Consider the following 24,252-nt stretch of genomic DNA (forward strand, 5'->3'; position numbering starts at 1 on the left):
ACGACGCCATGGCGGCTAGGGGTGGATTTCGTGCGGGCGTATCTGCGGGACAGCATACTAGGCCCAGGGCCAGACCGTGGGATGCGTGCCTGGCGGACAGGACGGCCGCGTCCAGCGCGCCGGCGTCTGCGAGAACCGCGCGGCATGGCGCAAGGCGACCAGCTCGCCAAAGCCCGATGATTCCGTTTGCAGGTAGGCATCGATGGCCGGCATGGGCGTGGCCAGCCCGCCCTCGATGCGGCCCAGGCCGCGCAGCCAGTGCGCGGTCTGCGCCAGCGACACGCGCACATGCCAGCTGCCGCCCTCGGTGGCCTGGCGCGCCAGCGCGGCCTGGGCGGCGAAGGCCATCAGGTAGCCGGAAGCGTGGTCCAGGATCTGCATGGGCAGCGGCTTGGGCGCCGGCTGTCCGGCGGCCTGGGCTTCGGCATGGTTGAAACCGGACGCGGTCTGCACCAAGGAATCAAAGCCGCGCCGCCTGGCCCAGGGGCCATGCTCGCCATAGGCCGACAGCGATACATAGACAATGCCCGGCCGGATCCGGGCCGCGTCCTGCGGGCCGAAGCCCTGCGCCGCCATGGCGCCGGGCCGGTAGCCCTGCACGAACACGTGCGCGCTGCGCAGCAGGTTGCCCAGCGCAATGCGGCCATCGGCCGTGTCCAGGTCGGCGAACACGGACAGCTTGCCCCGGCTGGTGTCGATGATGTTGTCGATGTTCGGAAGGTTCGGCGAATTCACCAGCATCACGTCGGCGCCATAGGCGGCCAGCGCGCGGCCGCAGACCGGGCCGGCGATGATGCGGGTCAGGTCGAGCACGCGGATGTCCGTAAGCGGGCGCGGATCCTGGCCATACTTGGGCAAGGGACGCGGATCGGCCTCGCCGATGCGTTCCAGCGTGAACAGCGGCTGCGCGGCGACGGTCTGCCCCTGCGGATGATGATCCCATTCATCGAAGCTGCGCATCGCGGCGACCACCATGCCGGCATCGGCGGCGGCCTGTTCGAAGTCGACGGCGGTCCAGCGCGCCAGCGCCCGCTCGACGGCGGCGCGGGTCGTGCCTTCGCCCGGCGGGCAGCCCAGCAAGGCCAGCGCGCCGTCGCGGTGGTGGGCGAAGTTGGCGTGGATGCGCACCCAGCCGCCATCGCCGCAGCGATACGCGCCCGTGATGGGGTCGTGGGGATCCAGCGTGACGCCGTTGATGCGGAAGTAGCTGCGGCATTCCTGCGCCGCATGCAGCATGTCGACGCTGACCTGCTGGCGCGCGCCGCCGCGCAGATGCCAGATCTCGGCGGCGGCCAGCGCGGCGGCGGCCATGCTGGTCTGCGCCGCCTGCCCGACGGCAAAGGATGAAGGCAAGACGGGATCGGCGCCGGTCAACGCGACATGCGCCAGCGCTTCGTCAGGCATGCCGGCGGACTGCCATAGCGCCTGCAGGACATTGCGCGATGTGGTGCCGGAGGAGGAGCGTCCCTTCAGGAAGGACGGGCGGAGGTCCATCAGATTTCCCATGGCGTCAGTCATCTTGCGGTGGTCTTCGTTCCGATTACATTGCCCAAGGTCCGGTCCGTCAATACGCGAACGGCGCGAGCGTGTTTCATGGTTTGACCAGATGCCGCCGCCCGCGTGCATCGCGCCCGATCGGCTGGTCACATCTGCTCGTAGTTTTTACATCGGCTGCCAGGTGGTGGCGCTGGCGGCGGGCCGAAGCGCGCGCGGGATAGAATGCCAGCCTTGCCGCAAGCCGGCACGATCCCACGCCCTCACGCCCTGGACCGCCCCATGCATACGCTGTTCTGGCTGCGCACCGATCTGCGCGCGCACGACAATCCCGCCCTGGCCGCCGCCGCGCGTGACGGCACGGTCACCGCGCTGTTCCTGGCGGCGCCCGGACAATGGAAACAGCATGGCGACGCGCCGGCCAAGGTCGACTTCTGGCTGCGCAACCTGCACGCGCTGGCGCGCGACCTGCGGGCCCTGGGCATCCCCCTGAAGCTGTTGACGGTGTACGACTGGCGCGAGGCGCCGGACGCCATCGCGCGCTTCTGCGCGGACCACGGTATCGCGCAGGTCCACGCCAACGCGGAGTGGGGCCTGAACGAGCGCCGTCGCGACGAGGCCGTGGCCGCCGCGCTGGGCGAAGCCGACGTGGAATGGACCCTGCACCAGGGCGGCACGCTGCTGCCGCCGGGCTCGGTGCTGACCGGCAAGGGCGAGTGCTACCGCGTCTACACGCCCTATGCGCGCGCCTGCCGCGAGAAGCTGCGCAGCGCGCCGCTGGCGGCGGTCGCCGCGCCCCGTCCGCAGACGCCACCGGCCTGGAGCGCGGACGCGCTGCCGGACCGCTTCGACGGCTTCGACCCGCCTTCGGACGCGGTGCGTGCGCTCTGGCCCGCCGGCGAGGATGCCGCCGGCGAGCGGCTGGCCAGCTTTGTCGACGAGGCCATCAAGTCCTACCAGGGCGACCGCGACTTCCCGTCGCGACCCGGCACGAGTTGCCTGTCGCCCTATCTGGCCGCCGGCGTGCTGTCGGCCGGCCAGGCGCTGCGCGCGGCGCAGGCGGCGAACCTGGGCGAGCTGGACAGCGGCAAGGCCGGCATCGCCACCTGGATCAATGAACTGCTGTGGCGCGAGTTCTACCAGCACCTGCTGGCCGCCTATCCCGAGCTGTCCATGCACCAGCCCATGAAGCCGGAAACCATCCATGTGCCCTGGCGCGACGCGCCCGAGGACCTGCTCGCCTGGCAGCAAGGCAAGACCGGCATCCCCATCATCGACGCCGCCATGCGGCAGCTGCTGGCGCTGGGCTGGATGCACAACCGGCTGCGCATGGTGACGGCGATGTTCCTGTCCAAGAACCTGCTGATCGACTGGCGCCTGGGCGAAGCCTGGTTCATGGCGCATCTGGTGGACGGCGATCTGGCCGCCAACAACGGCGGCTGGCAATGGAGCGCGTCCACCGGCGCCGACGCGGTGCCCTACTTCCGCGTGTTCAATCCGCTGTCGCAATCGCGCAAGTTCGATCCGGACGGCGCGTTCCTGCGCGAATGGCTGCCCGAACTGGCGCACCTGCCCGGCGACGCCATCCACGATCCCAGCCCGATGGAGCGCGTGGCCGCCGGCTATCCGGCGCCCATCGTCGACCTGGCCGGCAGCCGGCTGCGCGCGCTGGAAGCGTTCGGCAACCTGCCGCGCGCCTGAACCGGCGGGCATCGCGCGCCGGTTCGAGGGTCCGAGGCGCGCCAAGACAGCGCCGCCAGAACGCGCCCCTTGCCGCGCACCCAAAGCCGACCATCACATCACGCCGCGCCCCGCCCCGCGCATTTACGTTTTGCATAATTTTCAAATATCTTGACCTAAATCAAGATCGCCCTGGCGTCCCTCCCCGATGATCCGGCTGCAACTCGCCAACGCCCATCACAGGACGACAGACGCATGCGCAACAACCAGCCGGTGTACGACCAGGAATACACGCTGCACGATGAGCAGTATCTGATTTCCCGCACAGATGCGCGCGGCCGCATCATCTACGCCAACCCGGCGTTCGTTGAGGTCAGCGGTTTCTCGCGCGAAGAGCTGGTGGGCTCGGCCCACAACATCGTGCGCCATCCCGACATGCCCGAAGAGGCCTTCGCCGATCTGTGGCGCACCATCCAGCGCGGCGACTCGTGGACCGGCGTGGTCAAGAACCGGCGCAAGGACGGCGGCTACTACTGGGTGCTGGCCAACGTCACGCCCATCATGGAACGCGGCGAGACCATCTGCTACGCCTCGGTGCGCGTCAAACCCACGCGCGAACAGGTCGAGGCCGCCCAGGAGGCCTATGCGCGGCTGCGCAGCGGCGCGCGCGGCATCCGCCTGAGCCGGGGCCAGGCCAAGCCCACCGGGCTGCGCGGCCTGCTGGCGCGGCTGATGCTGTGGCGCCTGACCGGCGTGCGCTCGCGCATGCTGGCCTGGGCCTGCCTGGCCTGTGCGCTGTTCCTGGGCGCGTCCGGCGTGGCCATCGGCGCCCTGTATGACAGCATGGACACGCGCGAGCTGGCCGTCGCCGGCGCGCTGCTGGCCGCCGGCGTGGCGCTGATCTTCGCCTCGGGCTGGGGCTTCGCGCGCTCCATCACCGGCCTGCTGGTCACGGCCACCGACTTCACCCGGCAGATCGCGGCGGGCAATCTCAGCACGCCGCTGCCCCCCGCCAGCCTGCGCGACGAGATCGGCGCGCTGAAGTTCTCGCTGGAAGTGATGCGCAAGAGCCTGGTCAGCATCACGCGCGACGTGCACCAGGGCATCGAGAGCGCGCTGCATTCGGCCGCCGAGATCGCCGACGGCAACGCCGACCTGTCGGCGCACACGCAGCGCCAGGCGGCCTCGCTGGAAGAAGCAGCCGCCAGCATGGCGCAGCTGGCGTCCACCGTGAAGCAGAACGCGTCCAGCGCCTACGAGGCCGACCAGAAGGCCGGCCAGGCCACCGACGTGGCACGGCGCGGCGGCGAGGTGGTGGGCGACGCGGTCCAGGCCATGCAGGGCATCGTGCAGAGCACGTCAAGGATCTCGGAGATCGTCGGCATCATCGACGGCATCGCCTTCCAGACCAATATCCTGGCGCTCAATGCCGCCGTGGAAGCCGCCCGGGCCGGCGGCGCCGGCAAGGGCTTCGCGGTGGTGGCGGCCGAGGTGCGCAGCCTGGCGCAGAAGAGCGGCACGGCGGCGCGCGAGATCAAGGAACTGATAGAAACGTCCAACCAGCGGGTGGCCGAAGGCGTGCGCCACGTGGAGCGCGCCGGCGACGCCATGCTGGACATCGAGACTTCCGTGAAGCAGGTGACGCAGATCGTCAATGAGATCGCCGCCATCTCGTCCGAGCAGCACACTGGCATCGACAATGTCAGCCGCACCATTTCCGAGACCGACACCGCCGCGCAGCGCAATGCGGCGCGGGTGGAACAGGCCAGCCTGGCGGTGGACAATCTGCGCACGCGCGGCGCGCACCTGCGCCATGCCATTGAAGTTTTCCGCGTCGCCGGCCAGCAGACGGTGTTGCCCAAGCGCGCGCAGACGCCGGCGCCCGCAGGCCTGATCAGCGCGCCGCGCGGCGCGCAGCGGCTACTGGAACAGCGTCAGGCTTCCTGAGCGGCGCCGCCTTCCTGAGCGGCTTCCTTGTCCAGCCGCTTCATGAAGACCTGCAGCTCCTTCACCACCTGCTGGTCGCCGCGCGCCCGCGCCGCTTCCAGCCCGGACTCCCAGGCCGCGCGCGCGCCGGCCTTGTCGCCCTGCCCCAGGCAGGCCTTGCCCAGCCACTTCCAGGCCACCGAATAGTCGGGATCGAATTCCAGCGCCACGCGCAGATGCCGCTCGGCGTCGCCGAAGCAGTCCTGCTCGGCGTAGGCCTTGCCCAGCGAGAAGCGCAGCAGCATGTTGTCCGTACCCTTGGCCAGCATGGTCTCCAGGCGTTCTGTCATTCCTTGCATGGTCGGGCTCCTTGTGCTTGCGGCGGTGGCGTAGGCGACATCATAGGCGGGCGGCGCGCATAAAGCGGCAATGGCCCCGCTTGATGCAGGGATTGCGCACGCCTGGGCAGCAAGCATCCGTTTCCGTGCGTTTCAAGTCGCGGCGAAACGGGAATGTCCGGGCGATGATCGCGTCATATGCTTGATCGCGCGCCCTTTTCCTGGTGTCCGTCCATGCCCATCTTGCACCACCGCATTCTGCCGCGTCTTGCCCCCCTCCTGCTGCTGCCGCTGGCGGCCGCCGCGCTGGCCCAGCCGCCGGCGGCGGATCCGGCGCGCGAGGCCGCGCTGGTCAACCGCATCACCTGGGGCGCCACGCCGGCCGAGCTGGCCCGCATCCGCGAACTGGGGCCGGACCGCTATCTGCAGGCCCAGCTGCACCCCGCCCCCGGCGCCGCGCTGCCGGCCGAGGTGCAGCGGCGCATCGACGCGCTGCCGATCTCACGGCAATCGGACGAGGATGCGCAGGCCGAACAGCGCCGGCTGCGCCAGGACGCCAAGGACCAGACGCCCGACGCCCGGGTCCAGGCGCAGCGGGACGCGCGCGTGATCGCCCGCGACCGCGCCGACGCCACGGCCGACCGCGCGGTCTGGCGCGCGCTGTACTCGCCCAACCAGCTGCAGGAGCAGATGACCTGGTTCTGGATGAACCACTTCAACGTCTACGCCCCCAAGGGCGACGTGGGCGCCTTCATCGGCAGCTATGAAGACCGCGCCATCCGGCCGCACGCGCTGGGCAAGTTCCGCGACCTGCTGGCCGCGACCATCCGCTCGCCGGCCATGCTGCTGTACCTGGACAACGCGCAGAACGCGGCCGGCAAGATCAACGAGAACTATGCGCGCGAGCTGATGGAGCTGCACACGCTGGGCGTGAAAGGCGGCTATACGCAGACGGACGTGCAGGAGTTGGCGCGCATTCTCACCGGCCTGGGCATCGCCCGGCGCCAGGAGCCGCCCAAGGTGCGGCCCGAGCTGCGCGCGCAGGTGGTGCAGGACGGGCTGTTCCTGTTCAATCCGGCGCGCCACGACTACGGCGACAAGCAGTTCCTGGGCCACCGCATCGCCGGCGCCGGCCTGTCCGAGGTCGACCAGGCCGTGGACCTGCTGGCGCGCCATCCGGCCACCGCGCATTTCATCAGCGCCAAGCTGGCGGCCTATTTCCTGGGCGACGCGCCGCCGCCCGCGCTGGTCGACAGAATGGCGCGCACCTTCCTGGCCAGCGACGGCGACATCGCCGCCGTGCTGCAGACGCTGTATGCCTCGCCCGAATTCGCGCGCTCGCTGGACGCAGGCGTGTTCAAGGATCCGGTGCACTATGTGTATTCGTCGCTGCGGCTGGCCTATGCCGGCATGCCGACCATCGTCAATCCCCGGCCCGCGCTGAACCTGCTGCGCCAGCTCGGCCAGCCGCTGAACCAGCGCCTCACGCCCGACGGCTACCCGCTGGCGCAATCGGACTGGGCCGGCCCCGGCCAGATGACGGCGCGCTTCGAGACGGCGCGCGCGATCGCCGCCGCGCCGCCGAACTTCTACCGCGATCCCGCCGAGAACCCGCAGCAGCAGCAGCAGCAGCAGCAGCAGCAGCAGCAGCAGCAGCAGCAACAACAAGCGCAAGCGCCGCAGCCGCCGTCGCCGCGCCTGCCCGACCTGCTCAAGGCCTATGCCGGCACCGGACTGTTCGACCGGCTGTCGCCCGACACGCGCCAGGCGCTGGCGCAGGCCGCCAACCCCCGCGACGCCAATACCTATCTGCTGGCCTCGCCCGAGTTCATGCGGCGCTAGCCCCCGTCCGCACGACAAGGCCCCAGTCCGCCCCGGAGATCATCATGCACCGTCGCCGCCTGCTCCAGCTCATGGCCGCCGCCCCCTTCGCGCTGGGCGCCGGCCGCCTCTACGCCGCGCCGGCCGCGCGGGACAACCGGCTGCTGGTCGTGTTCATGCGCGGCGCCTACGACGCCGCCAGCCTGCTGGTGCCGGCCGCCAGCGACTTCTATTACGAGTCGCGGCCCACCATCGCCATCCCGCGCCCAGGCAGCGGCGCCGACGCCGCGCTGCCGCTGGCCGACGGCTGGGCGCTGCATCCCGCGCTGGCCGCCAGCCTGATGCCGTTCTACCAGCGGCGCGAGCTGGCCTTCCTGCCCTTCGCCGGCACCGAGGACACCAGCCGCAGCCACTTCGAGACGCAGAACCGCATCGAGCTGGGACAGGGGCTGGACAAGAGCGGCGCCGGCTACGGCTCGGGCTTTCTGAACCGGTTGGCGGGCGTGCTGGGCGATGAGCGCGGACAGGCCGCCGCCTTCACCGTCGACGTGCCGCAGATCTGCCGGGGCGCGGCCCACGTGCCCAACGTGGACCTGGGCGGCGCCAGTCGCCAGTCGCGGCTGAACGACAAGGACAACCAGGCCATCGCGTCCATGTACCGGCGCACCGAGCTGAACGCGACCGTGGCCGAAGGCCAGCGCATCATGAGCGCGGCGCGCCAGGAAATGGATGCGGAGATGCAGGCCGCCAATGGCAACGCGGTGTCGGCCGACCGGCTCGAACAGGAGGCGCGGCGCATCGCCCGCTTCATGCGCGACCAGTACAACCTGGGCTTCGTCGACGTGGGCGGCTGGGACACCCACGTGGGCCAGGGCGGCGCCAGCGGCGCGCTGGCCACGCGGCTGGGCCAGTTGGGACGGGCGCTGGCGGCCTACGCCGACGCCATGGGCGATGCCTGGAAGCGGACCACGGTGGTGGTCATCAGCGAATTCGGCCGCACCTTCCGCGAGAACGGCAACAAGGGCACCGACCATGGCCATGGCACCGTGTACTGGGTGATGGGCGGCGCGGTGCGCGGCGGACGCGTCGCCGGCCGCCAGGTCGAGGTGCGCCGCGACACCCTGTTCCAGGACCGCGACTACCCGGTGCTGAACGAATACCGCGCCGTCTTCGCCGGCCTGTTCGCGCGCCTGTACGGACTGGACGCGGCCCGACTGGCGCAGGTGTTTCCGGGAGTCCGGCCGCTGGACCTGAAACTGGTCTGAACGCGGGCGCGAGTCCGCCAGCCCGGCCGGGACGCAAGCGCTCATTTCCACGACGCCGGCAGGGCATTGCGCGGGACGCGGCGACGCCTTGTTCTAGAATTCGTGGGTTTCCCCGTGCCGCCGGGCGTCCTGTCCCGGGACCGCCCCCTTCCCGCCTCTTTCCATGCCCTTGCACCTCATCGCGCTGGCCGCCGCCGCTTTCGGCATTGGCACCAGCGAATTCGTCATCATGGGCCTGCTGCCCGACGTGGCCGCCGACCTGGGCGTGTCGATCGACATCGCCGGCCTCTTGATCACCGGCTACGCCATGGGCGTGGTGATCGGCGCGCCCATCATGGCCATCATCACCGCCCGGCTGCCGCGCAAGACCACGCTGATCGGGCTGGCCAGCACCTTCGTGATCGGCAACCTGCTGTGCGCGCTGGCGCCCGGCTACGCCACGCTGATGGCGGCGCGCGTGTTCACGGCCTTCTGCCACGGCGCCTTCTTCGGCATCGGCGCGGTGGTGGCCGCCGACCTGGTGCCGCGCAACCAGCGCTCCAGCGCCATCGCGCTGATGTTCACCGGCCTGACGCTGGCCAATGTGCTGGGCGTGCCGCTGGGCACGGCGCTGGGCCAGGCCGCCGGCTGGCGCTCGACCTTCTGGGTGGTCAGCGGCATCGGCCTGCTCGCGGTGGCGGCGCTGGCGGCCTGGCTGCCGGCCCGCATCCCCATGCAGCCCGGCAACATCCTGCGCGAATTCAAGGTGCTGCGCGATCCGCGCGTGCTGTGGCCGCTGGCCGCCAGTGCACTGGCCTCGGCCGCGCTGTTCTGCGTGCTGACCTATATCGCGCCGCTGCTGCGCGACGTGACCGGCGTGTCCGAGCGCGGCGTCACCGGCGTGCTGCTGCTGTTCGGCGTGGCGCTGACCGTGGGCAGCACGCTGGGCGGACGGCTGGGCGACCGCAACCTGGAATTCTGGCTGACGCGCATGTTCGCGGGGCTGGTGCTGGTGTTCCTGGCGCTGTCGCAGGCGGTGCACGCGCTGGCGCCCATGCTGGCGCTGGTGTTCATCTGGGGCACGCTGGGCTTCGCGCTGGTGCCGCTGCTGCAGACGCTGATCGTGGACCAGGCGGCCGAAGCGCCCAACCTGGCGTCCACCTTGAATCAGGGCGCCTTCAACCTGGGCAACGCCGGCGGCGCCTGGCTGGGCAGCATGGCGCTGGGCAGCGGCCTGCCGCTGACCGGCCTGCCCTGGATGTCCGCCGCCATCGCTGCGGCGGCGCTGTTGTTGACGCTGTGGGGCACCCGCCGCCACGGCCGCCGCGCGGCTACACTGGCCGGACAAGCCGGCGACGAAGCCCTGCCGCTGCGCTCGAACGCCTGATCTGGAGTCCCCATGAGCACGATCTACGATTTCTCCGCCCGCGGCATCGACGGCACCGAGCAAGCGCTGGACCAGTACCGCGGCCGCGTGCTGCTGATCGTGAACGTGGCGTCCAAGTGCGGTTTCACGCCGCAATACACCGGCCTGGAATCGCTGTACCAGGCCCACCGCGACGCCGGCCTGACGGTGCTGGGCTTTCCCTGCGACCAGTTCGGCCACCAGGAGCCGGGCTCCGAGGAAGAGATCCGCGCCTTCTGCGCCACCAAGTACGACATCAGCTTCCCGCTGCACGCCAAGATCGAAGTCAACGGCGCCGACGCGCACCCGCTGTACCGCTGGCTCAAGGGCGAGAAGCCCGGCGTCTTCGGCACCGAGGGCATCAAGTGGAACTTCACCAAGTTCCTGGTCGGCCGCGATGGCCAGGTGATCCGGCGCTACGCGCCCACGGACACGCCGGCCGGGATCGAGAAGGACATCCTGCGGGCGCTGGCGGCGCCGGCGGGCTGAGGCGGCGCAGGCGCGGCATGGACCGCCGCGCGCCGTCTCACACGTCGAAGAACACCGTTTCCCCGGGACCCTGCATCCGCACGTCGAACAGGTACGCCACCTCGTTGTTGCGCTGCACGCGCCGCGCCAGCAAGGTCTCCCGGCGTGCCGGCGGCACGGCATTGAGCACGGCGTCGGCGGCGTTCGCCAGTGCCTCGTCGTCGAAATAGACGCGCGTGAACACGTGCAGCAGCAAGCCCCGCATTGTGATGATCATGTCGATGTGCGGCGCTTCGCCGGCCGCCTGGGCCGCCGGCTTGACCGTGTCGAAGGCATACCGGCATTGCGCATCGGTGCCGGTGCCGCTGCGGCCGATGCCCCGGAAATCCAGGGCCTGCGCCTCGTCCGCATGGCGCGGATAGCCGCCGGCGCCGTCCACCTGCCAGATCTCGACCAGCGCATCCGACACGGCGGCGCCATCGCCATCCAGCACCCGGCCCTCCAGCCGTATGCGTGCACCGCGGGCATGCGGGCCGGCCACCACGCTGTCGTAGGGCTGGCCGAAGTCGTAGCCGTACTGCCGCGCCGCCAGGCCGTAGGCGAAGTAGGGTCCGACGGTTTGCGACGGCGTCTGGCCGAAATGGGTTTGCTGTCCATGCATCATGGCGTGCCTCATCGGGATTCGAACGGGGTTTCGCCGGCGCCGCGCAGCACGATATCGTAGCGGTAGCCCAGCGCACAGCCTTCCTGCGTCAGGTCCAGGCTGAAGTCGGCCACCAGCCTGCCGCGCACCGCCGCCGGCGTGCCGGTGTACATGGGGTCGTACTGCAGCAGGGGGTCGCCCGGGAAGTACATCTGCGTGACCAGGCGGCTGGCGAAGCACTGGCCGAACAGCGAAAAATGGATGTGTTGCGGCCGCCAGGCATTGGGATGATTGCCCCAGGGATAGGCGCCCGGCTTGATCGTCAGGAAGCGGTAGCGCCCCTGGTCGTCGGTCATGCAGCGCCCCGCGCCCAGGAAGTTGGGATCGAGCGGCGCGTCGTGCCGGTCTGCCTTGTGCACGTAGCGGCCGGCGGCGTTGGCCTGCCAGATCTCCACCAGCGTGTTGCGCACCGGGCGGCGACGTTCATCCAGCACCTGGCCCGCCAGCACCATGCGCTCGCCTATCGGTTCGCCATTGCGGCGAGCATTGCGGGTCAGGTCGTGGTCCAGCTCGCCGACGCAGCCGTGGCCGTAGACGGGCTGGCGCAGCTCGCCCAGCGCCGCCTTGAGCGGCACCAGGGGCTGCCGAGGCCCGCGCTTGGCGGTCGAGCGATAGCCCTCGTAGAGATAGGCCGGGTGGCTGCTCCAGTCCCGGGCGGACAGGCTGAGAGCCGGGCCGGCCTGCCGCGCGGGGTCGATTGGCGTTTTCATCGAGATCTCCAGGAAGAAATGAATGTGGCGCAGGAATGTGGCGGGATCATCCCCGCGCGGCATCCGGGACGTCCGCCGCGCCATCGGCCAGGCCACGTTCGCGCAACAGCGCAGACACCAGTCCGAACCCGTGGTTGGCCACGGGCACGCCGCAATAGACCGCCGCCATCAGCAGGACTTCCTTGATATCGGCGGGCGACAGACGGGAGGATTCCGGGCCGTCCAGCGCGGCGCGCGCGTGCAGCGTGAACTCCTCGTACGCGCGGGTCCCCAGCATCATTGCCAGCACCAGGTAGCGGCGCGTCCGGTCATCCAGCCCCGGCCGGCCCCAGACATCGTTCCAGGCATGCCCCGTGATCAGGTCCTGGAAGTCGGCATTGAATGGGTTGCGCGCCGCCAGCGCCTTGTCGACCCAGGCGTCGCCCAGGATCCGGCGCCGGTTGCGCTCGCCGGCCGCCAGCATTTCGTTGTGCGCGCCGTCACGGGCCGGGGCGGCGGGCGATTGCCGGGATGTCATGATGTGCTCCTTTGGAAACAGGCCGGTCGACGATCAACTCGCCCGATTGCGCTCGAATTCGCGCCGCAACACGCCGACGTGGTGCAGCGTGCCCGCCGCGATGCCCTCGGCCAGATCGGCGCGAAACCATTCCCGCGCCACGTCGTCGGGCACGGCATCGCACAGTTGCTGGATGTTCCGGCGCATGCGGGCTTCGTCCACCACCAGGCCTTCCAGCGCATCGGCCATCGCGGCCAGGCTGCCCTGCACCGTCATGACCAGCGCCGGCCAGTCGGCCTGCTCGGCCTGCCACAATCCCAGTGCGCGCTCGTTCTCCTGCGGCATGGCGGACAGCAGGCTGGCGACCAGCTGCGGCGCGCGCGCGGCGGCGGCGATCGCGGTCAGGCAGGACGCGGGGTTGCGCTTGTGCGACATCGCGGAGGACGCACCGCGCCCGGGCGCCGCCGGTTCGAACGCTTCCGCCACCTCGAACTGCCCGGCCAGCGCCAGGTCGCGGCCGATCTTGCCCAGGCTGCCCGCCAGGATGCCGAGCTCGCAGCCCAGGCCGTTCCAGGCGTCGCGCTGCGTGTGCCACGACAGGCCGGGATCACGCAGCCCCAGCGCGCGCGCCATGCTGGCCGCGACCGCCTGGCCCTTGCCATCCATGTTCGCCAGCGTGCCGACGGGGCCGCCCAGCTGCAGCTGCAATGCCTGCTCGGCGGCATGGCGCAACCGCGCATCGGCGCGCACCAGCGGCGCGGTCCACCCCAGGCACTTGAATCCGAAGCTGGTGACCGACGCCGGCTGCATCAGGGTACGCGCCAGCGCCGGGGTGTGCGCATGCGCCTGGGCCAGCGCCAGGCCCGCCAGGATGGCGCGGCGCAGGTCGGCGGCCATCAACGCCAGCGCTTCCCGGGTCAGCAGCGCCAACGCGGTATCCGCGATGTCCTGGCTGGTGCTGGCGGCATGGGTATACCGGGCGGCCCCTTCGTCATGCGCCTGCACGGCCTGCCGCAGCGCCTGGATCAGCGGTATCGCCACGCTGCCCGCGCCCGCCGCGCCGGCGGCGATCGCGGCCACGTCGTAGCGCGAGACATCGCAGTGCGCCGCGATCGCCCGGGCAGCGTCGGCGGGAATCACGCCCTGCTCGGCCTGCGCCCGCGCCAGCGCCGCCTCGACCCGCAACATCGCCGCCAGCACGCTCCGATCCGAGAAAATGTCGCGGCAGGCGGGGCGCGAGAGAAAGGACTGGAACAGGGTCATGAGTGTTCCACCGCGCGGGCCTCGACCAGCCGCACCAGTCCCAGCAGCATTTCGGTATTGGGCACCGCGATTCCCGCGCGGCGCGCCTGGGCGACCACTGCGCCGTTGATGGCCGCGATTTCGGTCCGGCGGCCGGCCAGCACGTCCTGCAGCATGGAAGGCTTGTGACCCGCATGATGGGCCAGGGCATGGGCGACGCTGGCCATGCAATGCGCCGCGTCCGCGGCCACGCCCGCCGACCGGGCGGTCGCGACCACCTCGGCCACCACCGCGCGCGCCAGGGCCATGCCTTCCGGCGCCGCGTTCAACTGCCCCACCGTGCAGCCGGTCACGGCGCAGAGGCTGTTCAAGGCGGCATTGAATGCCACCTTCTCCCAGATGGCGACCCATGCCTGCGCGTCCACCTCGCACTGCAATGCGGCCAGGTTCAGGACCTCCGCCACCCGCGCCGCCGCCTGCTGCTGCTGAATCACCAGCGGCATGAGGCGCACCAGCCCCTGCCCATGCGAACGGACGTGGCCCGGCCCGCACAGATCGGCGGGCCATGTGGTCATGCCGACCAGGATGCGCTCCTGCCGTACATGGCGGCCGACGGCCTCGACATTGCCCAGCCCGTTCTGCAGCGTCAGCACCAGTGTGTGGGGCGCAAGCAGTCTTTCCACGGCGGCCAGCGCCTGCCCGGTGTGCAGGGTCTTGGTGAACACGATCAACAGGTCAGGGGCCTCGCTGGCCTGCTCGGGGCGGCACGCAGCCAGCCGGGAGACATGGCGGCTGCCGGCGTCGGTATCCAGGCGCAGGCCGGCGTCCCGGATGGCCGCCAGATGCGCGTCGTCGATATCCAGCAGCACGACACGCTGGCCGGCTTCCGCCAGCAGGCCGCCGAACAATGACCCCATGGCGCCGGCGCCGAGAATCGCGATGTTCATGGCTGCTCCTTGCGTGCGGGAATATGACGCCGCACCAGCAACAGGGACAGCAGCGCGAACAGCATGACCGAGCCGAGCAGCGTCAGATACCCTTGAGCGCCCCCGCGCGTGATGACGGCCGCGCCGGCGAAAGCGCTGAGAATGGCGCCAAGCCGCCCGAAAGCCAGGGCCGAGGCCGTGCCCGTGGCCCGCACGCGGGTGGGATAGATAAACGCGCAAAGCGCGTACATGGTGGATTGCACCGCGTTGACGAACAGGCCATGCACGCCGAAGCCGAAGATCATCAGGCTGGCGTTCTGATTGGCGTCCACCGTCAGCATGGCGTAGGCGCTGGCGGCAGCGCCGAAGCAGCAGATGGCCAGCGGCCACAATGAGCCCCAGCGCGTCATCGCCGCCGCGCAGGCCAGCGCGCCGATCACCCCGCCCAGGTTGTACGCGGTCAGGCCCGAACCGGCGATACCCAGCGGCAGCCCCTCGGAGGCCAGCATGGTGGGCAGCCAGCTGAAGGCGCTGTAGACCGCGGTCAGGCACATGAAGAATGCGATCCAGATGAGAACGGTGTCGCGCGCGTACCCCTGGCCGAACAGCGCGCGCACGCCGCCCTGCCCTTCGCCGGCCTGCTCGCGGCTGTCGACGTAGCGCACGCCATCGGCCATGGGCCGCCGCATCCTGGCCAGCAAGGCCGTCAGTTCGTTCCAGCGGGCGCGGTGCCGCGACAGGTAGCGCGGCGACTCGGGCAGCGCGATCGACAGCACGATGCCCAGCCCGACAGCCATCGCGCCGCCCGAGAAGAACAGCGCGCGCCAGCCGTAGGCGGGCAGCACCAGCCCCGCGAACAGGCCCGCCAGCATGCCGCCCAGCGGCACGCACACGATCGTGGCGGTCACCGCCAGGGTACGGCGGCGCGCCGGCGTGAATTCGGCGGTCATCGTGGTCGCGCTGGGCAAGGCGCCGCCGATGCCCAGCCCGGCGATGAACCGCAAGGCCGCGACCGCCGTGGCGTTTGGCGCCAGGCCGATGGCGCAGGTGGCGGCGCCGAACACGAGCACGCTGGCGATGACCGCCGAACGGCGTCCGTAGCGGTCGGCGAACAGGCCCGCGAAGGCGCTGCCGATGCCCATGCCGATCAGGCCGGCGGCCACGGCTGGCGCGAAGGCTTCGCGGGTGATGCCCCACTCCTTGATCATCATCGGGATGGCGAAACCGATGAGCTGGCCGTCGAAGCCGTCCATCACGATCGACAGTGCGGCGAGCAGCACGACGAAGCCCTGCATCGTGCTGAAAGGCCCGTCGTCGAGCAGCTTGCCGATGTCGGCGGCGGCGCCGGGCGGCGGGACCGGCCGGGCTGGATCCACCGGCGCCTCGAACGGCGGCGCCGGCAAGGCCTGTGCCGCCGATGCCTGGGAGGGAAGAATAGTCATTGCTTGTCTCCTTTCGCGGGCACCTTGTCTGCGTTCCGGGCCCTGCGACGGTCTGCTGCGGTTGAGAGAACTGCGTCTACAGCCCTTGATCCACGGGAAAATCCAACGGCAGGCCGACATAGTTTTCGGCCAGAACGGCGCGGGCCGATCGGGACCGGGCCAGATAGTCGAGTTCGGCGTGCTGCAGTTTTTGCTGCAACTCGCCCGCGCCCGGCGCCACATGCAACAGCGACGTCATCCACCAGGAAAAACGCTGCGCCCGCCAGACACGCGCCAGCGCCGTGGCGCTGTAGGCATCGAGCTGATCGGCGCTGCCATCGTTGTAGAACCGTCCGAAGGCGCGCGCCAGGATGAACACGTCCGATATCGCCAGATTCAGCCCTTTGGCGCCGGTGGGCGGGACGATATGCGCCGCGTCCCCCGCCAGGAACAGGCGTCCGGACCGCATCGACTCGACGACGACGCTGCGCATGCCGACCACGGTCTTGCTGAAGATCTCTCCTTCCCGCAGCGTCCAGCCTTCGTGCGTGCGCAGCCTGGCGTGGAATTCGCTCCAGATCCGGTCATCGGACCAGTGTTCGGTCTTGTCCAACGGATCGCATTGCAGGTACATCCGCTGTACCTGGGCAGAGCGGGTGCTGACCAGGGCGAATCCGGTGGCGCCCCGGGCGTAGATCAGCTCGCGCGACGACGGTGGCCCGTGACACAGGATGCCCAACCAGGCATAGGGGTAGATATGTTCATGGACCTTGGGATGGCTCTCCAGCACGAGCGGCCGGCAGACGCCCTGGGACCCGTCGCAGCCCGCGACGAAATCCGCCTGGATCGTCCGAGGCTGTCCGTCAGGGTCGCGATAGGACACACGCGGCGCGTCAGAATCGATATCGCGCACGCGGACATCGGACACCTCGAAGCGGATATCCCCTCCAGTCGCCAGCCGCGCGGCCACCAGATCCTTCAGCACGTCGTGTTGCGGATACACCATGACGGTCTTGCCGCCGGTCAGGCCGGCAAGATCGATCCGCAGGTCGCGGCCGTCATGGCGCAGGATCGTGCCCTCATGGCGCGATCCCTCCCGCTGCATGCGCTCGCCCGCGCCGATGTCGGCCAGGATGTCGATGGTGCCCTGCTCCAGCACGCCGGCGCGGATCGTGGCTTCGACGACCGCGCGCGAGCGGGTTTCCAGGACGATGGACGCGACGCCCAGTCGATGCAACATATGCGACAGCGCCAGGCCCGCGGGACCCGCGCCGATGATCGCCACCTGCGTTCTCATCATGTCTGCTCCGGTTCGGCGGGCTAGAACGGATAGCCGCGCGGCGTGGTCTGCACGGACACCCAACGCAGATCGGTGAAGGCGTCGATGCCGGCCTGTCCGCCGAAGCGGCCCATGCCGCTATGCTTGACACCGCCGAACGGCATCTGGGGTTCGTCCTGCACCGTCGGCCCGTTGACATGGCAGATGCCGGACTCGATGCGCCTGGCCACGTTGATCGCGCGCGCCACGTCGCGGCCGAACACGGCGGCGGAGAGCCCGTACTCGTTGTCATTGGCGCACGCCACGGCCTCCTCGACGCCGTCGACCCGGACGATGCCCTTGACCGGCCCGAAGGCTTCCTCGTGGTAGATGCGCATGTCCGCGGTGACATGATCCAGCAAGGTCGCCGGCATCAGCGTGCTGTCCGCCTTGCCTCCCGCCACCAGGCGCGCGCCCTTCTCGAGCGCGTCGTCGATCAGGGCATTGCAGGACCGCACGGCGCCCATGTCCACGACCGATCCCAACACCACGTCGCCATGGCGCGGATCGCCCAGCGACAGGGATGTGGCGCGCGCGGCCAGTCGCCCGACGAAGTCGTCCGCGATGCGCCTGTCGACGATGATGCGCTCGGTCGACATGCAGATCTGGCCGCTGTTGGCATAGGCGCCGAACACCGCCGCGTCGACCGCCGCGTCCACGTCGGCGTCGTCGAGCACGATGAACGGCGCCTTCCCTCCCAATTCCAGCACGGCCGGCTTGAGGTAATCGGCGCAGACGGCCGCGATCTTCCTGCCCACCGCCGTCGATCCAGTGAAATTGACGCGGCGGACGGCCGGATGCGACACCATCGCGTGCACGACCGCGGCCGCGTCGGCCGGCGCATGCGTGATGTAGTTCAGCACGCCCCTGGGCAGGCCCGCCGCGTGCAGCGCATCGACGACCAGCGCCTGCGTCGCTGGGCAGATCTCGCTGCCCTTGAGCACCACCGTATTGCCGCAGGCAAGCGGCGCGGCGATCGCACGCACGGCCAGGATCACCGGCGCGTTCCAGGGCGCGATGCCGAGCACGACGCCGGCGGGCTGGCGCAAGGCCATCGCAAGGCTGCCCGGCACGTCGGACGGGAGGACCTCGCCGCCGATCCGGGTGGTCATGGAGGCAGCCTCGGCCAGGATATTGGCGGCAAGCGCCACGTTGAAGCCCGCCCAGGCCGCGGCGGCGCCCGTTTCGGCCGCCATCGCCGCCGCCAGTTCGCCCGACTTTGCGGCCAGGGCCTGCGAAGCCTTGAGCAGCAACGCGCGGCGTTCCCCCGGGCCGGTTGCGGACCAGCTCTTGAATGCCGCCGCCGCGGCCTCGACGGCGGCAAGCGCGTCATCGGGGCCCGCCGCCGGCGCGACGGCGGCCACGCGGCCATCCAGCGGATTGCGACGCTCGAACACGGCGCCGCTGGCGGCCTGCGCCTTCTCACCGTTGATCAGCAGGGATACTTTCATGGATTTGTCTCCTTGTAGAGGGCGGGCGGTCCCCGTTTGCAAACGCCCTGCCTGCCGCGCCGCATCACGCCACCCGCACCTCGACCAGCCTGGGCTCGCCGCTGTCCAGGGCGTCGGCCAGGGCGTCACGCAGGCGCCGCGGATCTTCGACGCGCAGGCCCTTGCATCCCATCCCCGCGGCCAGCGCCGGAAAATCCAGGCCGGGCAGCTCGGTACCCTCGATGACGTCGTCCTTGGCAAACCCGAATACCGGCGCGAAGTCCTGCAGGGCCGCGTAGCGCCGGTTGTTGAGGATCAGGAACGTGATGGGCAGGTTGAGCTGCCGCGCCGACCACAGCGCCTGCGGCGAGTACATGCTGGAGCCGTCGCCGATCAGCGCGATGACGCGCCTGCCCGGCTTGCCCAGCGCCACCCCCACCGCCGCCGGCATGCCATAGCCCAGGCCGCCGCTATCCATGGTGTAGAACGTTTCGGACCGCACGTGAGGCAGGCATGCCTGCATGACCGGACGCGCGCTGGGCGCTTCCTCGACGACGATATCGTCGGGGCGACGCAGTTCGGCCAGGGTCTGCAGGACGAACGCCGTGCTCATGGGCATGTCCGCCGCGGCGCGAGGCGTGGGCTGCCGGGCCGGCGGCAAGCGCCTGGCCACCGCGGGCGCCGGCCTGGCCAGCAGGTCGCGCAGGCTGAGCCGCAGACTGCCAACGGCCGTGACGCCGACCGGCGTCCAGGCGGCCGTGTCGGGATCTTCGGTCAACTGGCACAACGCCGCGCCTTCCGGCACATGGGGCCCCGCTCCTTCGACGTGATAGGCGAAGGCGGGCGCGCCGGCGACCAGGATCAGGTCATGGCCTGCCAGCCGGCTGACGATGGACTCACGCATGGCGGGCAGAAAGCCCGCGAACAGCCGGTGATCCTCGGGAAAGCTGCAGCGTCCCGACATCGGCGCGGCCCAGACGCGCGCATTGTGGCGCTGCGCCAAGGCCACGATGTCGTCCCAGGCATTGTCGCGGTCCACGGCGGCGCCGACCACGATGGCCGGACGCTCGCTGGCATCCAGCATCGCGCCTATCCTGTCGATGATCGATGGCTGCGCGCGCACCGCAACGCTGACCAGGCGAGGCGCCACCGGCGCCGCGGGCTGATCCCAGTCGTCGACCGGCACCGAAACCAGCACCGGCCCGCATGGCGGCATCATCGCGATGTAGTAGGCGCGGGCGATGGCCTGGGGCACGTCCTGCGCCCTGGCGGGCTCGATGCTCCACTTCACGTAGGGCCTGGGCAGCTCGGCGGCCCGGCTGGAACACAGGAACGGCTCGAACGGCAGGATGGCACGGGCCTGCTGGCCGGCGACGATCACCAGGGGCGTGCGATTCCGGTAGGCGGTAAAGATGTTGCCCATCGCGTTGCCCACGCCCGCCGCCGAATGCAGGTTCACCAGCGCCGCGTTGCGGGTGGCCTGCGCGTAGCCGTCCGCCATGCCGACCACCGTGGCTTCCTGCAGGCCCAGCACATAGCGGAACGACATCGGAAAATCGCGGAACATCGGCAACTCGGTCGAGCCGGGATTGGCGAACACGGTGCCCAGGCCGAAGCGGCGCATCAGGTCGAAGACCGCGTCGCGCACGGTATGGATGCGCGCGGGGCTGGAGGCTGGCATGCCCTGGAAATCGAGGATTTCAGTCATGGTTTCCACGAGTGACGCAGCCTCGGTATCCAACATCGTCGGCCGCTACGGAAGACCGGCGCAGTATTGCAGCCGAGATCCTTGCTGAGAATTGCCGTATCAGCAAAAAGTCATTACGCTTTTGCATGACCTTCAATCTGCAACAGCTCGCGGCATTCAGCGCCATCGCTTCGGCCGGCAGCCTGGGGCGGGCCGCGGAACAGCTGAACGTGACGCAACCGGCGCTCAGCCGCGTCATCCGGCGCCTGGAGGAACAGGTAGGCGCGCCCTTGTTCGAACGCCACTCCAAGGGAATGCAGCTCACCGAAATCGGACTGGTCCTGCTTCCGCATGCGCGCATGCTGCAGCGCGAAACCCAGGCGGCCGAGGAAGAAGTCCACGCCATGCTGGGATTGGCGAAGGGCACCATCCGCGTGGGCGCGGTGGGCAGCATCACGTGCCTGCTGCTGCCCCTGGCGATTGACCGGACCTGCCGCAAATGGCCGAACCTTCGGGTGGAGGTGATAGAAGGCGTGTGGGACCGCCTGGCCGGCGCGCTGGTCTCGCGGGAAATCGACCTGGCGCTGGGCGTGCTGGATGCCGACAGCGACGAGATCGTGGCCGTGCCTGATTGCCGCTGGGAGGACACCAGCCATGTCGTGGCCAGCGTCCATCACCCGCTGCGCGCCAGCCCCGCGCTGTCCCTGGGCGATACGCTGGGCCACAAATGGGCCATCCTTCCCAAGGGCACCGGGCCGTTCAATCACATGACCAGGATGTTCTCGAACCACGGCTTGCCGATGCCCAATGTCGTGGTTGAAACGCGCTCGATCACTGCGCTCAAGAGCCTGATCGCGCACTCCGATTTCCTGGGTTGGATGCCCGAGCCGATGTACGACGCCGAACGGCGCGCCGGGCTGATCGACATGCTGGACATCCCCGGCACCGCGGACAGGCGCACGCTGACGGCGTTCAAGCGCAGCCAGGGACTGCTGCCCGGCCCGGCGGTGAAACTGTTGAATGAACTGCGCGTGCTGACGGCCAGGCCGCTGCAGGAATAGACAGCGCTAGCTCGCGACCGACACGGCGTCGCCGAGCAGTTCGGGAAGGTCGGGCATGCCTTCGAAACGGTCCATGGTCAGCATGACATCGCGCCGAGTGCCGGCGTGCCGGATGTCGGGCAAGGCCAGGACGTTGACGCCGTCACCGCAACGGCGGCAGCCTGCGCCGCACCGTGCGCGCCTTGACGATGGCGGTATTGGTCTCGGCGTATTCGGTCACCCGCTCCAGGATCCCGTCCAGGTGCGAGATCGAGCGCAGCACCAGCCGGGCGATGAAGCAATCGTCGCCCGTGACCTTGTCGCATTCGATGAAATCCGGGATCTCCTGGATCAGCCCTTCCACGTGCCGCAGCTGGCCTGGCAAGGGGCGGATGCGGACGATGGCCTCCAGCGTGTAGCCCAGCGCGACCGGGTCCACGTCGACGGTATAGGCGCGGATCACGCCGGAGTCTTCCAGGCGCCGAAGCCGGTCCGCCACGCTGGGCGCCGACATGCCGACCTGGCGCGCGAGGTCGGCGGTGGTGGTGCGGGCATTGGCCGACAGCATCTCCACCAGGCGGCGGTCGATGCCGTCCAGGACCGGGTTTTCATTCTTTAGGTCGTTTTGCATATATTCCACCTAAAAGAAGGTTGAGAAATGGAAATGCCGAAGCCTAATCATATAACCGGCTTTATCTGCCTGGGATAATTTCTCCATCAAATATCAGCGCCGGCGCCCTGTCCGGCAGGAGAGATCATCATGAACCCGAATTCCGAACGCGTGGGCCTGGCGCAGATGGCCGCGGCCATGACCCTGTCGGGCACCTTGGGCGTGTTCGTGCTGGAGTCCGGGCAGAGCGCCTGGAACGTGGTGTTCTTCCGTTGCCTGTTCGGCGCGCTGTCGCTGCTGGCGTATTGCTGGGCGCGCGGCCTGCTGCGCCCCGGGCTGTACACGCGCCGCACGCTGGCCCTGGCGCTGGTGGCCGGCGCCGCGCTGGTGCTGAACTGGGTGCTGCTGTTCTCGGCCTACCGGCTGGCCTCGATCTCGCTGGCCACGGCGGTCTACAACGTGCAACCCTTCTTCCTGATCGGGCTGGGCGTGCTGTTCCTGGGCGAGCGGCCCAGCGCCGGCAAGCTGGCCTGGTCGGTGGTGGCCTTCGCCGGCCTGCTGCTGGTTCTGCGACTGTGGGACGCGCGCGCCGACGGCGGCGACTACCTGGCCGGCCTGGCGCTGGGCCTGGGCGCGGCCGCGCTGTATGGCGTCACCGCCGTCATCGTCAAGCGCCTGAAGGCGATTCCGCCGCAGGTGCTGGCGCTGACACAGGTAACGCTGGGCGCCGTCATGCTGCTGCCCATGGCCGATTTCAGCACCCTGCCCGCCTCGCCGCTGCAATGGAGCTACCTGGTCGCGCTGGGTCTGGTCCATACCTGCCTGATGTACATCCTGATGTATTCCGCCATCCAGAAGCTGCCGACCACGTCCACCGCCGCGCTCAGCTTCATCTATCCGGCCGTGGCCATCCTGCTGGACCTGCTGGTGTACGGCCATCGCATGGACATGGCGCAGATCGCCGGCGTGGCGCTGATCTTCCTGGCCGCCGCCGGCGTCAGCCTGAACTGGAGCTGGCGCCTGCCGCGCGGCCGCGCCGGCCACGGCGCCGCTTCCTGAGTCCCGGCTTTCATAACCGCGCCCGCCCCCCGGTTATTGGGGCGCGGGCCTGCGCGTCCCCGCTATCATGGCCTTCCCCACCCGCCGGCTATCGCCGACGGGGCCCGGGGCGCGCTTGCCCTGACCGCAAAGGACACCCGCCATGATCGATCTCTATTACTGGACCACCCCCAACGGTCACAAGATCACGCTGTTCCTCGAAGAAACCGGCCTGCCGTACCGCATCCATCCGGTGAACATCAGCAAGGGCGACCAGTTCAAGCCCGAGTTCCTGGCCATCGCGCCGAACAACCGCATCCCCGCCATCGTGGACCAGGCGCCGGCCGACGGCGGCGGTCCGCTGTCGCTGTTCGAATCCGGCGCCATCCTGCTGTACCTGGCCGAGAAGACCGGCCGCTTCCTGCCGGCCGACCAGCGCGGCCGCCAGGAAGTGTCGCAATGGCTGTTCTGGCAGATGGGCGGGCTGGGGCCCATGGCCGGGCAGAACCACCATTTCTCGGGCTATGCGCCCGAGCGCATTCCCTACGCCATCGAGCGCTACGTCAAGGAAACCAACCGCCTGTACGGCGTGCTGAACAAGCGCCTGGCCGACCGCGAATTCGTCGCCGGCGACTACTCGATCGCCGACATGGCCGCCTATCCCTGGATCGTGCCGCACGCCAAGCAGGGCCAGGACCTGAACGATTTCCCGCACCTGAAGCGCTGGTTCGACGCCATCGCCGCGCGCCCGGCGACCCAGCGCGCCTATGCGCTGGCCGACCAGATCAATACCGCGCCCTCTGTCGGCGACGAGGAGTCGCGCCGCATCCTGTTCGGCCAGACCGCGCAGAACGTGACGCGCTGAGGAGGCCGCCATGTCCATCCCGACCCCGCAGTTCCGCCGCGCGCGCGCCGAGGACCTGCCCGCCATCGTCGCCCTGCTGGCCGACGACGCGCTGGGCGCCACGCGCGAGGATCCCTCGCTGCCCGTCAACGCCCGCTACCAGGACGCGTTCGCCGCCATCGACCGCGATCCCAACCAGTTCCTGGCCGTGGTTGAGCTGGATTCAAGCATTGCCGGCTGTTTGCAGTTATCGTTCATCCCCGGCCTGTCGCGCCTGGGGCTGTGGCGCGGGCAGATCGAAAGCGTGCGCATCGCCGCCGGACTGCGTGGCGCCGGCCTGGGCCGCGCCATGTTCGAATGGGCGATCGCGCAGTGCCGCGAGCGCGGCTGCGGCCTGGTGCAGCTGACCAC

General features: G+C 69.8%; 22 protein-coding genes. 10 read left to right on the forward strand and 12 right to left on the reverse strand.

The window, feature by feature from the left end:
- Nucleotides 1–57 precede the first annotated feature (57 nt).
- Nucleotides 58–1,506, reverse strand: coding sequence for a CoA transferase (locus KDH83_RS17595; RefSeq protein WP_212318194.1), 1,449 nt, complete (start codon nucleotides 1,504–1,506; stop codon nucleotides 58–60).
- A gap of 270 nt (nucleotides 1,507–1,776) precedes the next feature.
- On the opposite strand from KDH83_RS17595, the gene phrB reads away from it, so the two are divergent.
- Both phrB and KDH83_RS17605 read left to right on the forward strand, forming a co-directional pair.
- Complete coding sequence (gene phrB, locus KDH83_RS17600) at nucleotides 1,777–3,195, forward strand: deoxyribodipyrimidine photo-lyase (protein ID WP_212318196.1); 1,419 nt, start codon at nucleotides 1,777–1,779, stop codon at nucleotides 3,193–3,195.
- A 234-nt stretch (nucleotides 3,196–3,429) separates the two neighbouring features.
- Nucleotides 3,430–5,121, forward strand: coding sequence for a PAS domain-containing methyl-accepting chemotaxis protein (locus KDH83_RS17605; RefSeq protein ID WP_212318198.1), 1,692 nt, complete (start codon nucleotides 3,430–3,432; stop codon nucleotides 5,119–5,121).
- Here the strand turns inward: KDH83_RS17605 and KDH83_RS17610 are convergent.
- Nucleotides 5,109–5,459, reverse strand: coding sequence for a hypothetical protein (locus KDH83_RS17610; protein WP_212318200.1), 351 nt, complete (start codon nucleotides 5,457–5,459; stop codon nucleotides 5,109–5,111). The genes KDH83_RS17605 and KDH83_RS17610 overlap by 13 nt on opposite strands.
- Nucleotides 5,460–5,672: 213 nt before the next feature.
- Between KDH83_RS17610 and KDH83_RS17615 the strand changes: the two genes are divergently transcribed.
- From KDH83_RS17615 to KDH83_RS17630, 4 genes are all read left to right on the forward strand, one after another.
- Nucleotides 5,673–7,280 (forward strand): DUF1800 domain-containing protein, encoded by a 1,608-nt coding sequence (locus KDH83_RS17615; protein WP_212318202.1) that lies wholly within the window; start codon nucleotides 5,673–5,675, stop codon nucleotides 7,278–7,280.
- A 44-nt stretch (nucleotides 7,281–7,324) separates the two neighbouring features.
- Nucleotides 7,325–8,524 (forward strand): DUF1501 domain-containing protein, encoded by a 1,200-nt coding sequence (locus KDH83_RS17620; RefSeq protein WP_212318204.1) that lies wholly within the window; start codon nucleotides 7,325–7,327, stop codon nucleotides 8,522–8,524.
- A 163-nt stretch (nucleotides 8,525–8,687) separates the two neighbouring features.
- Nucleotides 8,688–9,890: an MFS transporter gene (locus KDH83_RS17625; RefSeq protein WP_212318206.1), complete on the forward strand. Its 1,203-nt coding sequence runs from the start codon at nucleotides 8,688–8,690 to the stop codon at nucleotides 9,888–9,890.
- 12 nt (nucleotides 9,891–9,902) lie between these two features.
- Nucleotides 9,903–10,397 carry a glutathione peroxidase gene (locus KDH83_RS17630; protein ID WP_212318208.1) on the forward strand — a complete coding sequence of 165 codons (495 nt, stop codon included), beginning with the start codon at nucleotides 9,903–9,905 and terminating at the stop codon, nucleotides 10,395–10,397.
- A gap of 37 nt (nucleotides 10,398–10,434) precedes the next feature.
- On the opposite strand, the gene pcaG is transcribed toward KDH83_RS17630, so the two are convergent.
- From pcaG to mdlC, 9 genes are all read right to left on the reverse strand, one after another.
- Complete coding sequence (pcaG, locus tag KDH83_RS17635; protein WP_212318210.1) at nucleotides 10,435–11,040, reverse strand: protocatechuate 3,4-dioxygenase subunit alpha; 606 nt, start codon at nucleotides 11,038–11,040, stop codon at nucleotides 10,435–10,437.
- Between the two features lie 8 nt (nucleotides 11,041–11,048).
- Complete coding sequence (gene pcaH, locus KDH83_RS17640; protein ID WP_212318212.1) at nucleotides 11,049–11,789, reverse strand: protocatechuate 3,4-dioxygenase subunit beta; 741 nt, start codon at nucleotides 11,787–11,789, stop codon at nucleotides 11,049–11,051.
- Nucleotides 11,790–11,835: 46 nt separating this feature from the next.
- A complete protein-coding gene (locus tag KDH83_RS17645) occupies nucleotides 11,836–12,252 on the reverse strand; it encodes a carboxymuconolactone decarboxylase family protein (protein WP_249205181.1) in 417 nt (138 codons plus the stop codon).
- Between the two features lie 87 nt (nucleotides 12,253–12,339).
- Complete coding sequence (locus KDH83_RS17650) at nucleotides 12,340–13,548, reverse strand: lyase family protein (protein ID WP_212318217.1); 1,209 nt, start codon at nucleotides 13,546–13,548, stop codon at nucleotides 12,340–12,342.
- A complete protein-coding gene (locus KDH83_RS17655) occupies nucleotides 13,545–14,474 on the reverse strand; it encodes a 2-dehydropantoate 2-reductase (RefSeq protein ID WP_212318219.1) in 930 nt (309 codons plus the stop codon). The genes KDH83_RS17650 and KDH83_RS17655 overlap by 4 nt, the downstream gene beginning before the upstream one ends.
- The gene (locus KDH83_RS17660; RefSeq protein ID WP_212318221.1) at nucleotides 14,471–15,895 is read right to left on the reverse strand and encodes an MFS transporter; all 1,425 of its coding nucleotides are present in this window, start codon (nucleotides 15,893–15,895) and stop codon (nucleotides 14,471–14,473) included. The genes KDH83_RS17655 and KDH83_RS17660 overlap by 4 nt, the downstream gene beginning before the upstream one ends.
- 76 nt (nucleotides 15,896–15,971) lie before the next feature.
- Nucleotides 15,972–17,171, reverse strand: a complete 1,200-nt coding sequence (locus KDH83_RS17665) for a 4-hydroxybenzoate 3-monooxygenase (protein WP_212318235.1) — start codon at nucleotides 17,169–17,171, stop codon at nucleotides 15,972–15,974.
- 23 nt (nucleotides 17,172–17,194) lie between these two features.
- Nucleotides 17,195–18,643: an aldehyde dehydrogenase gene (locus tag KDH83_RS17670; RefSeq protein ID WP_212318223.1), complete on the reverse strand. Its 1,449-nt coding sequence runs from the start codon at nucleotides 18,641–18,643 to the stop codon at nucleotides 17,195–17,197.
- Nucleotides 18,644–18,707: 64 nt separating this feature from the next.
- Nucleotides 18,708–20,330 carry a benzoylformate decarboxylase gene (gene mdlC / locus KDH83_RS17675; RefSeq protein WP_249205180.1) on the reverse strand — a complete coding sequence of 541 codons (1,623 nt, stop codon included), beginning with the start codon at nucleotides 20,328–20,330 and terminating at the stop codon, nucleotides 18,708–18,710.
- A gap of 125 nt (nucleotides 20,331–20,455) precedes the next feature.
- On the opposite strand from mdlC, the gene KDH83_RS17680 reads away from it, so the two are divergent.
- Nucleotides 20,456–21,370, forward strand: a complete 915-nt coding sequence (locus KDH83_RS17680; protein ID WP_212318225.1) for a LysR family transcriptional regulator — start codon at nucleotides 20,456–20,458, stop codon at nucleotides 21,368–21,370.
- Nucleotides 21,371–21,512: 142 nt separating this feature from the next.
- Here the strand turns inward: KDH83_RS17680 and KDH83_RS17685 are convergent, their stop codons facing one another.
- Nucleotides 21,513–21,980 (reverse strand): Lrp/AsnC family transcriptional regulator, encoded by a 468-nt coding sequence (locus tag KDH83_RS17685; RefSeq protein ID WP_212318227.1) that lies wholly within the window; start codon nucleotides 21,978–21,980, stop codon nucleotides 21,513–21,515.
- A gap of 129 nt (nucleotides 21,981–22,109) precedes the next feature.
- On the opposite strand from KDH83_RS17685, the gene KDH83_RS17690 reads away from it, so the two are divergent.
- From KDH83_RS17690 to KDH83_RS17700, 3 genes are all read left to right on the forward strand, one after another.
- Nucleotides 22,110–23,018, forward strand: coding sequence for a DMT family transporter (locus KDH83_RS17690; RefSeq protein WP_212318229.1), 909 nt, complete (start codon nucleotides 22,110–22,112; stop codon nucleotides 23,016–23,018).
- A gap of 142 nt (nucleotides 23,019–23,160) precedes the next feature.
- Nucleotides 23,161–23,862, forward strand: coding sequence for a glutathione binding-like protein (locus KDH83_RS17695; protein WP_212318231.1), 702 nt, complete (start codon nucleotides 23,161–23,163; stop codon nucleotides 23,860–23,862).
- Between the two features lie 10 nt (nucleotides 23,863–23,872).
- On the forward strand, nucleotides 23,873–24,252 hold a 380-nt coding region (locus tag KDH83_RS17700), incomplete at its 3' end, for a GNAT family N-acetyltransferase (protein ID WP_212318233.1).

Origin of the sequence: Achromobacter sp. Marseille-Q0513 (genome assembly GCF_018195695.1) — a bacterium.
GTDB lineage: Bacteria > Pseudomonadota > Gammaproteobacteria > Burkholderiales > Burkholderiaceae_B > Achromobacter.

Bases quoted from the DNA above. Each gene is read 5' to 3' on its own strand.
- KDH83_RS17595 (WP_212318194.1), bottom strand. From the start codon at position 1,506: ATGGGAAATCTGATGGACCTCCGCCCGTCCTTCCTGAAGGGACGCTCC.
- phrB (WP_212318196.1), top strand. From the start codon at position 1,777: ATGCATACGCTGTTCTGGCTGCGCACCGATCTGCGCGCGCACGACAAT.
- KDH83_RS17605 (WP_212318198.1), top strand. From the start codon at position 3,430: ATGCGCAACAACCAGCCGGTGTACGACCAGGAATACACGCTGCACGAT.
- KDH83_RS17610 (WP_212318200.1), bottom strand. From the start codon at position 5,459: ATGCAAGGAATGACAGAACGCCTGGAGACCATGCTGGCCAAGGGTACG.
- KDH83_RS17615 (WP_212318202.1), top strand. From the start codon at position 5,673: ATGCCCATCTTGCACCACCGCATTCTGCCGCGTCTTGCCCCCCTCCTG.
- KDH83_RS17620 (WP_212318204.1), top strand. From the start codon at position 7,325: ATGCACCGTCGCCGCCTGCTCCAGCTCATGGCCGCCGCCCCCTTCGCG.
- KDH83_RS17625 (WP_212318206.1), top strand. From the start codon at position 8,688: ATGCCCTTGCACCTCATCGCGCTGGCCGCCGCCGCTTTCGGCATTGGC.
- KDH83_RS17630 (WP_212318208.1), top strand. From the start codon at position 9,903: ATGAGCACGATCTACGATTTCTCCGCCCGCGGCATCGACGGCACCGAG.
- pcaG (WP_212318210.1), bottom strand. From the start codon at position 11,040: ATGATGCATGGACAGCAAACCCATTTCGGCCAGACGCCGTCGCAAACC.
- pcaH (WP_212318212.1), bottom strand. From the start codon at position 11,789: ATGAAAACGCCAATCGACCCCGCGCGGCAGGCCGGCCCGGCTCTCAGC.
- KDH83_RS17645 (WP_249205181.1), bottom strand. From the start codon at position 12,252: ATGCTGGCGGCCGGCGAGCGCAACCGGCGCCGGATCCTGGGCGACGCC.
- KDH83_RS17650 (WP_212318217.1), bottom strand. From the start codon at position 13,548: ATGACCCTGTTCCAGTCCTTTCTCTCGCGCCCCGCCTGCCGCGACATT.
- KDH83_RS17655 (WP_212318219.1), bottom strand. From the start codon at position 14,474: ATGAACATCGCGATTCTCGGCGCCGGCGCCATGGGGTCATTGTTCGGC.
- KDH83_RS17660 (WP_212318221.1), bottom strand. From the start codon at position 15,895: ATGACTATTCTTCCCTCCCAGGCATCGGCGGCACAGGCCTTGCCGGCG.
- KDH83_RS17665 (WP_212318235.1), bottom strand. From the start codon at position 17,171: ATGAGAACGCAGGTGGCGATCATCGGCGCGGGTCCCGCGGGCCTGGCG.
- KDH83_RS17670 (WP_212318223.1), bottom strand. From the start codon at position 18,643: ATGAAAGTATCCCTGCTGATCAACGGTGAGAAGGCGCAGGCCGCCAGC.
- mdlC (WP_249205180.1), bottom strand. From the start codon at position 20,330: ATGACTGAAATCCTCGATTTCCAGGGCATGCCAGCCTCCAGCCCCGCG.
- KDH83_RS17680 (WP_212318225.1), top strand. From the start codon at position 20,456: ATGACCTTCAATCTGCAACAGCTCGCGGCATTCAGCGCCATCGCTTCG.
- KDH83_RS17685 (WP_212318227.1), bottom strand. From the start codon at position 21,980: ATGCAAAACGACCTAAAGAATGAAAACCCGGTCCTGGACGGCATCGAC.
- KDH83_RS17690 (WP_212318229.1), top strand. From the start codon at position 22,110: ATGAACCCGAATTCCGAACGCGTGGGCCTGGCGCAGATGGCCGCGGCC.
- KDH83_RS17695 (WP_212318231.1), top strand. From the start codon at position 23,161: ATGATCGATCTCTATTACTGGACCACCCCCAACGGTCACAAGATCACG.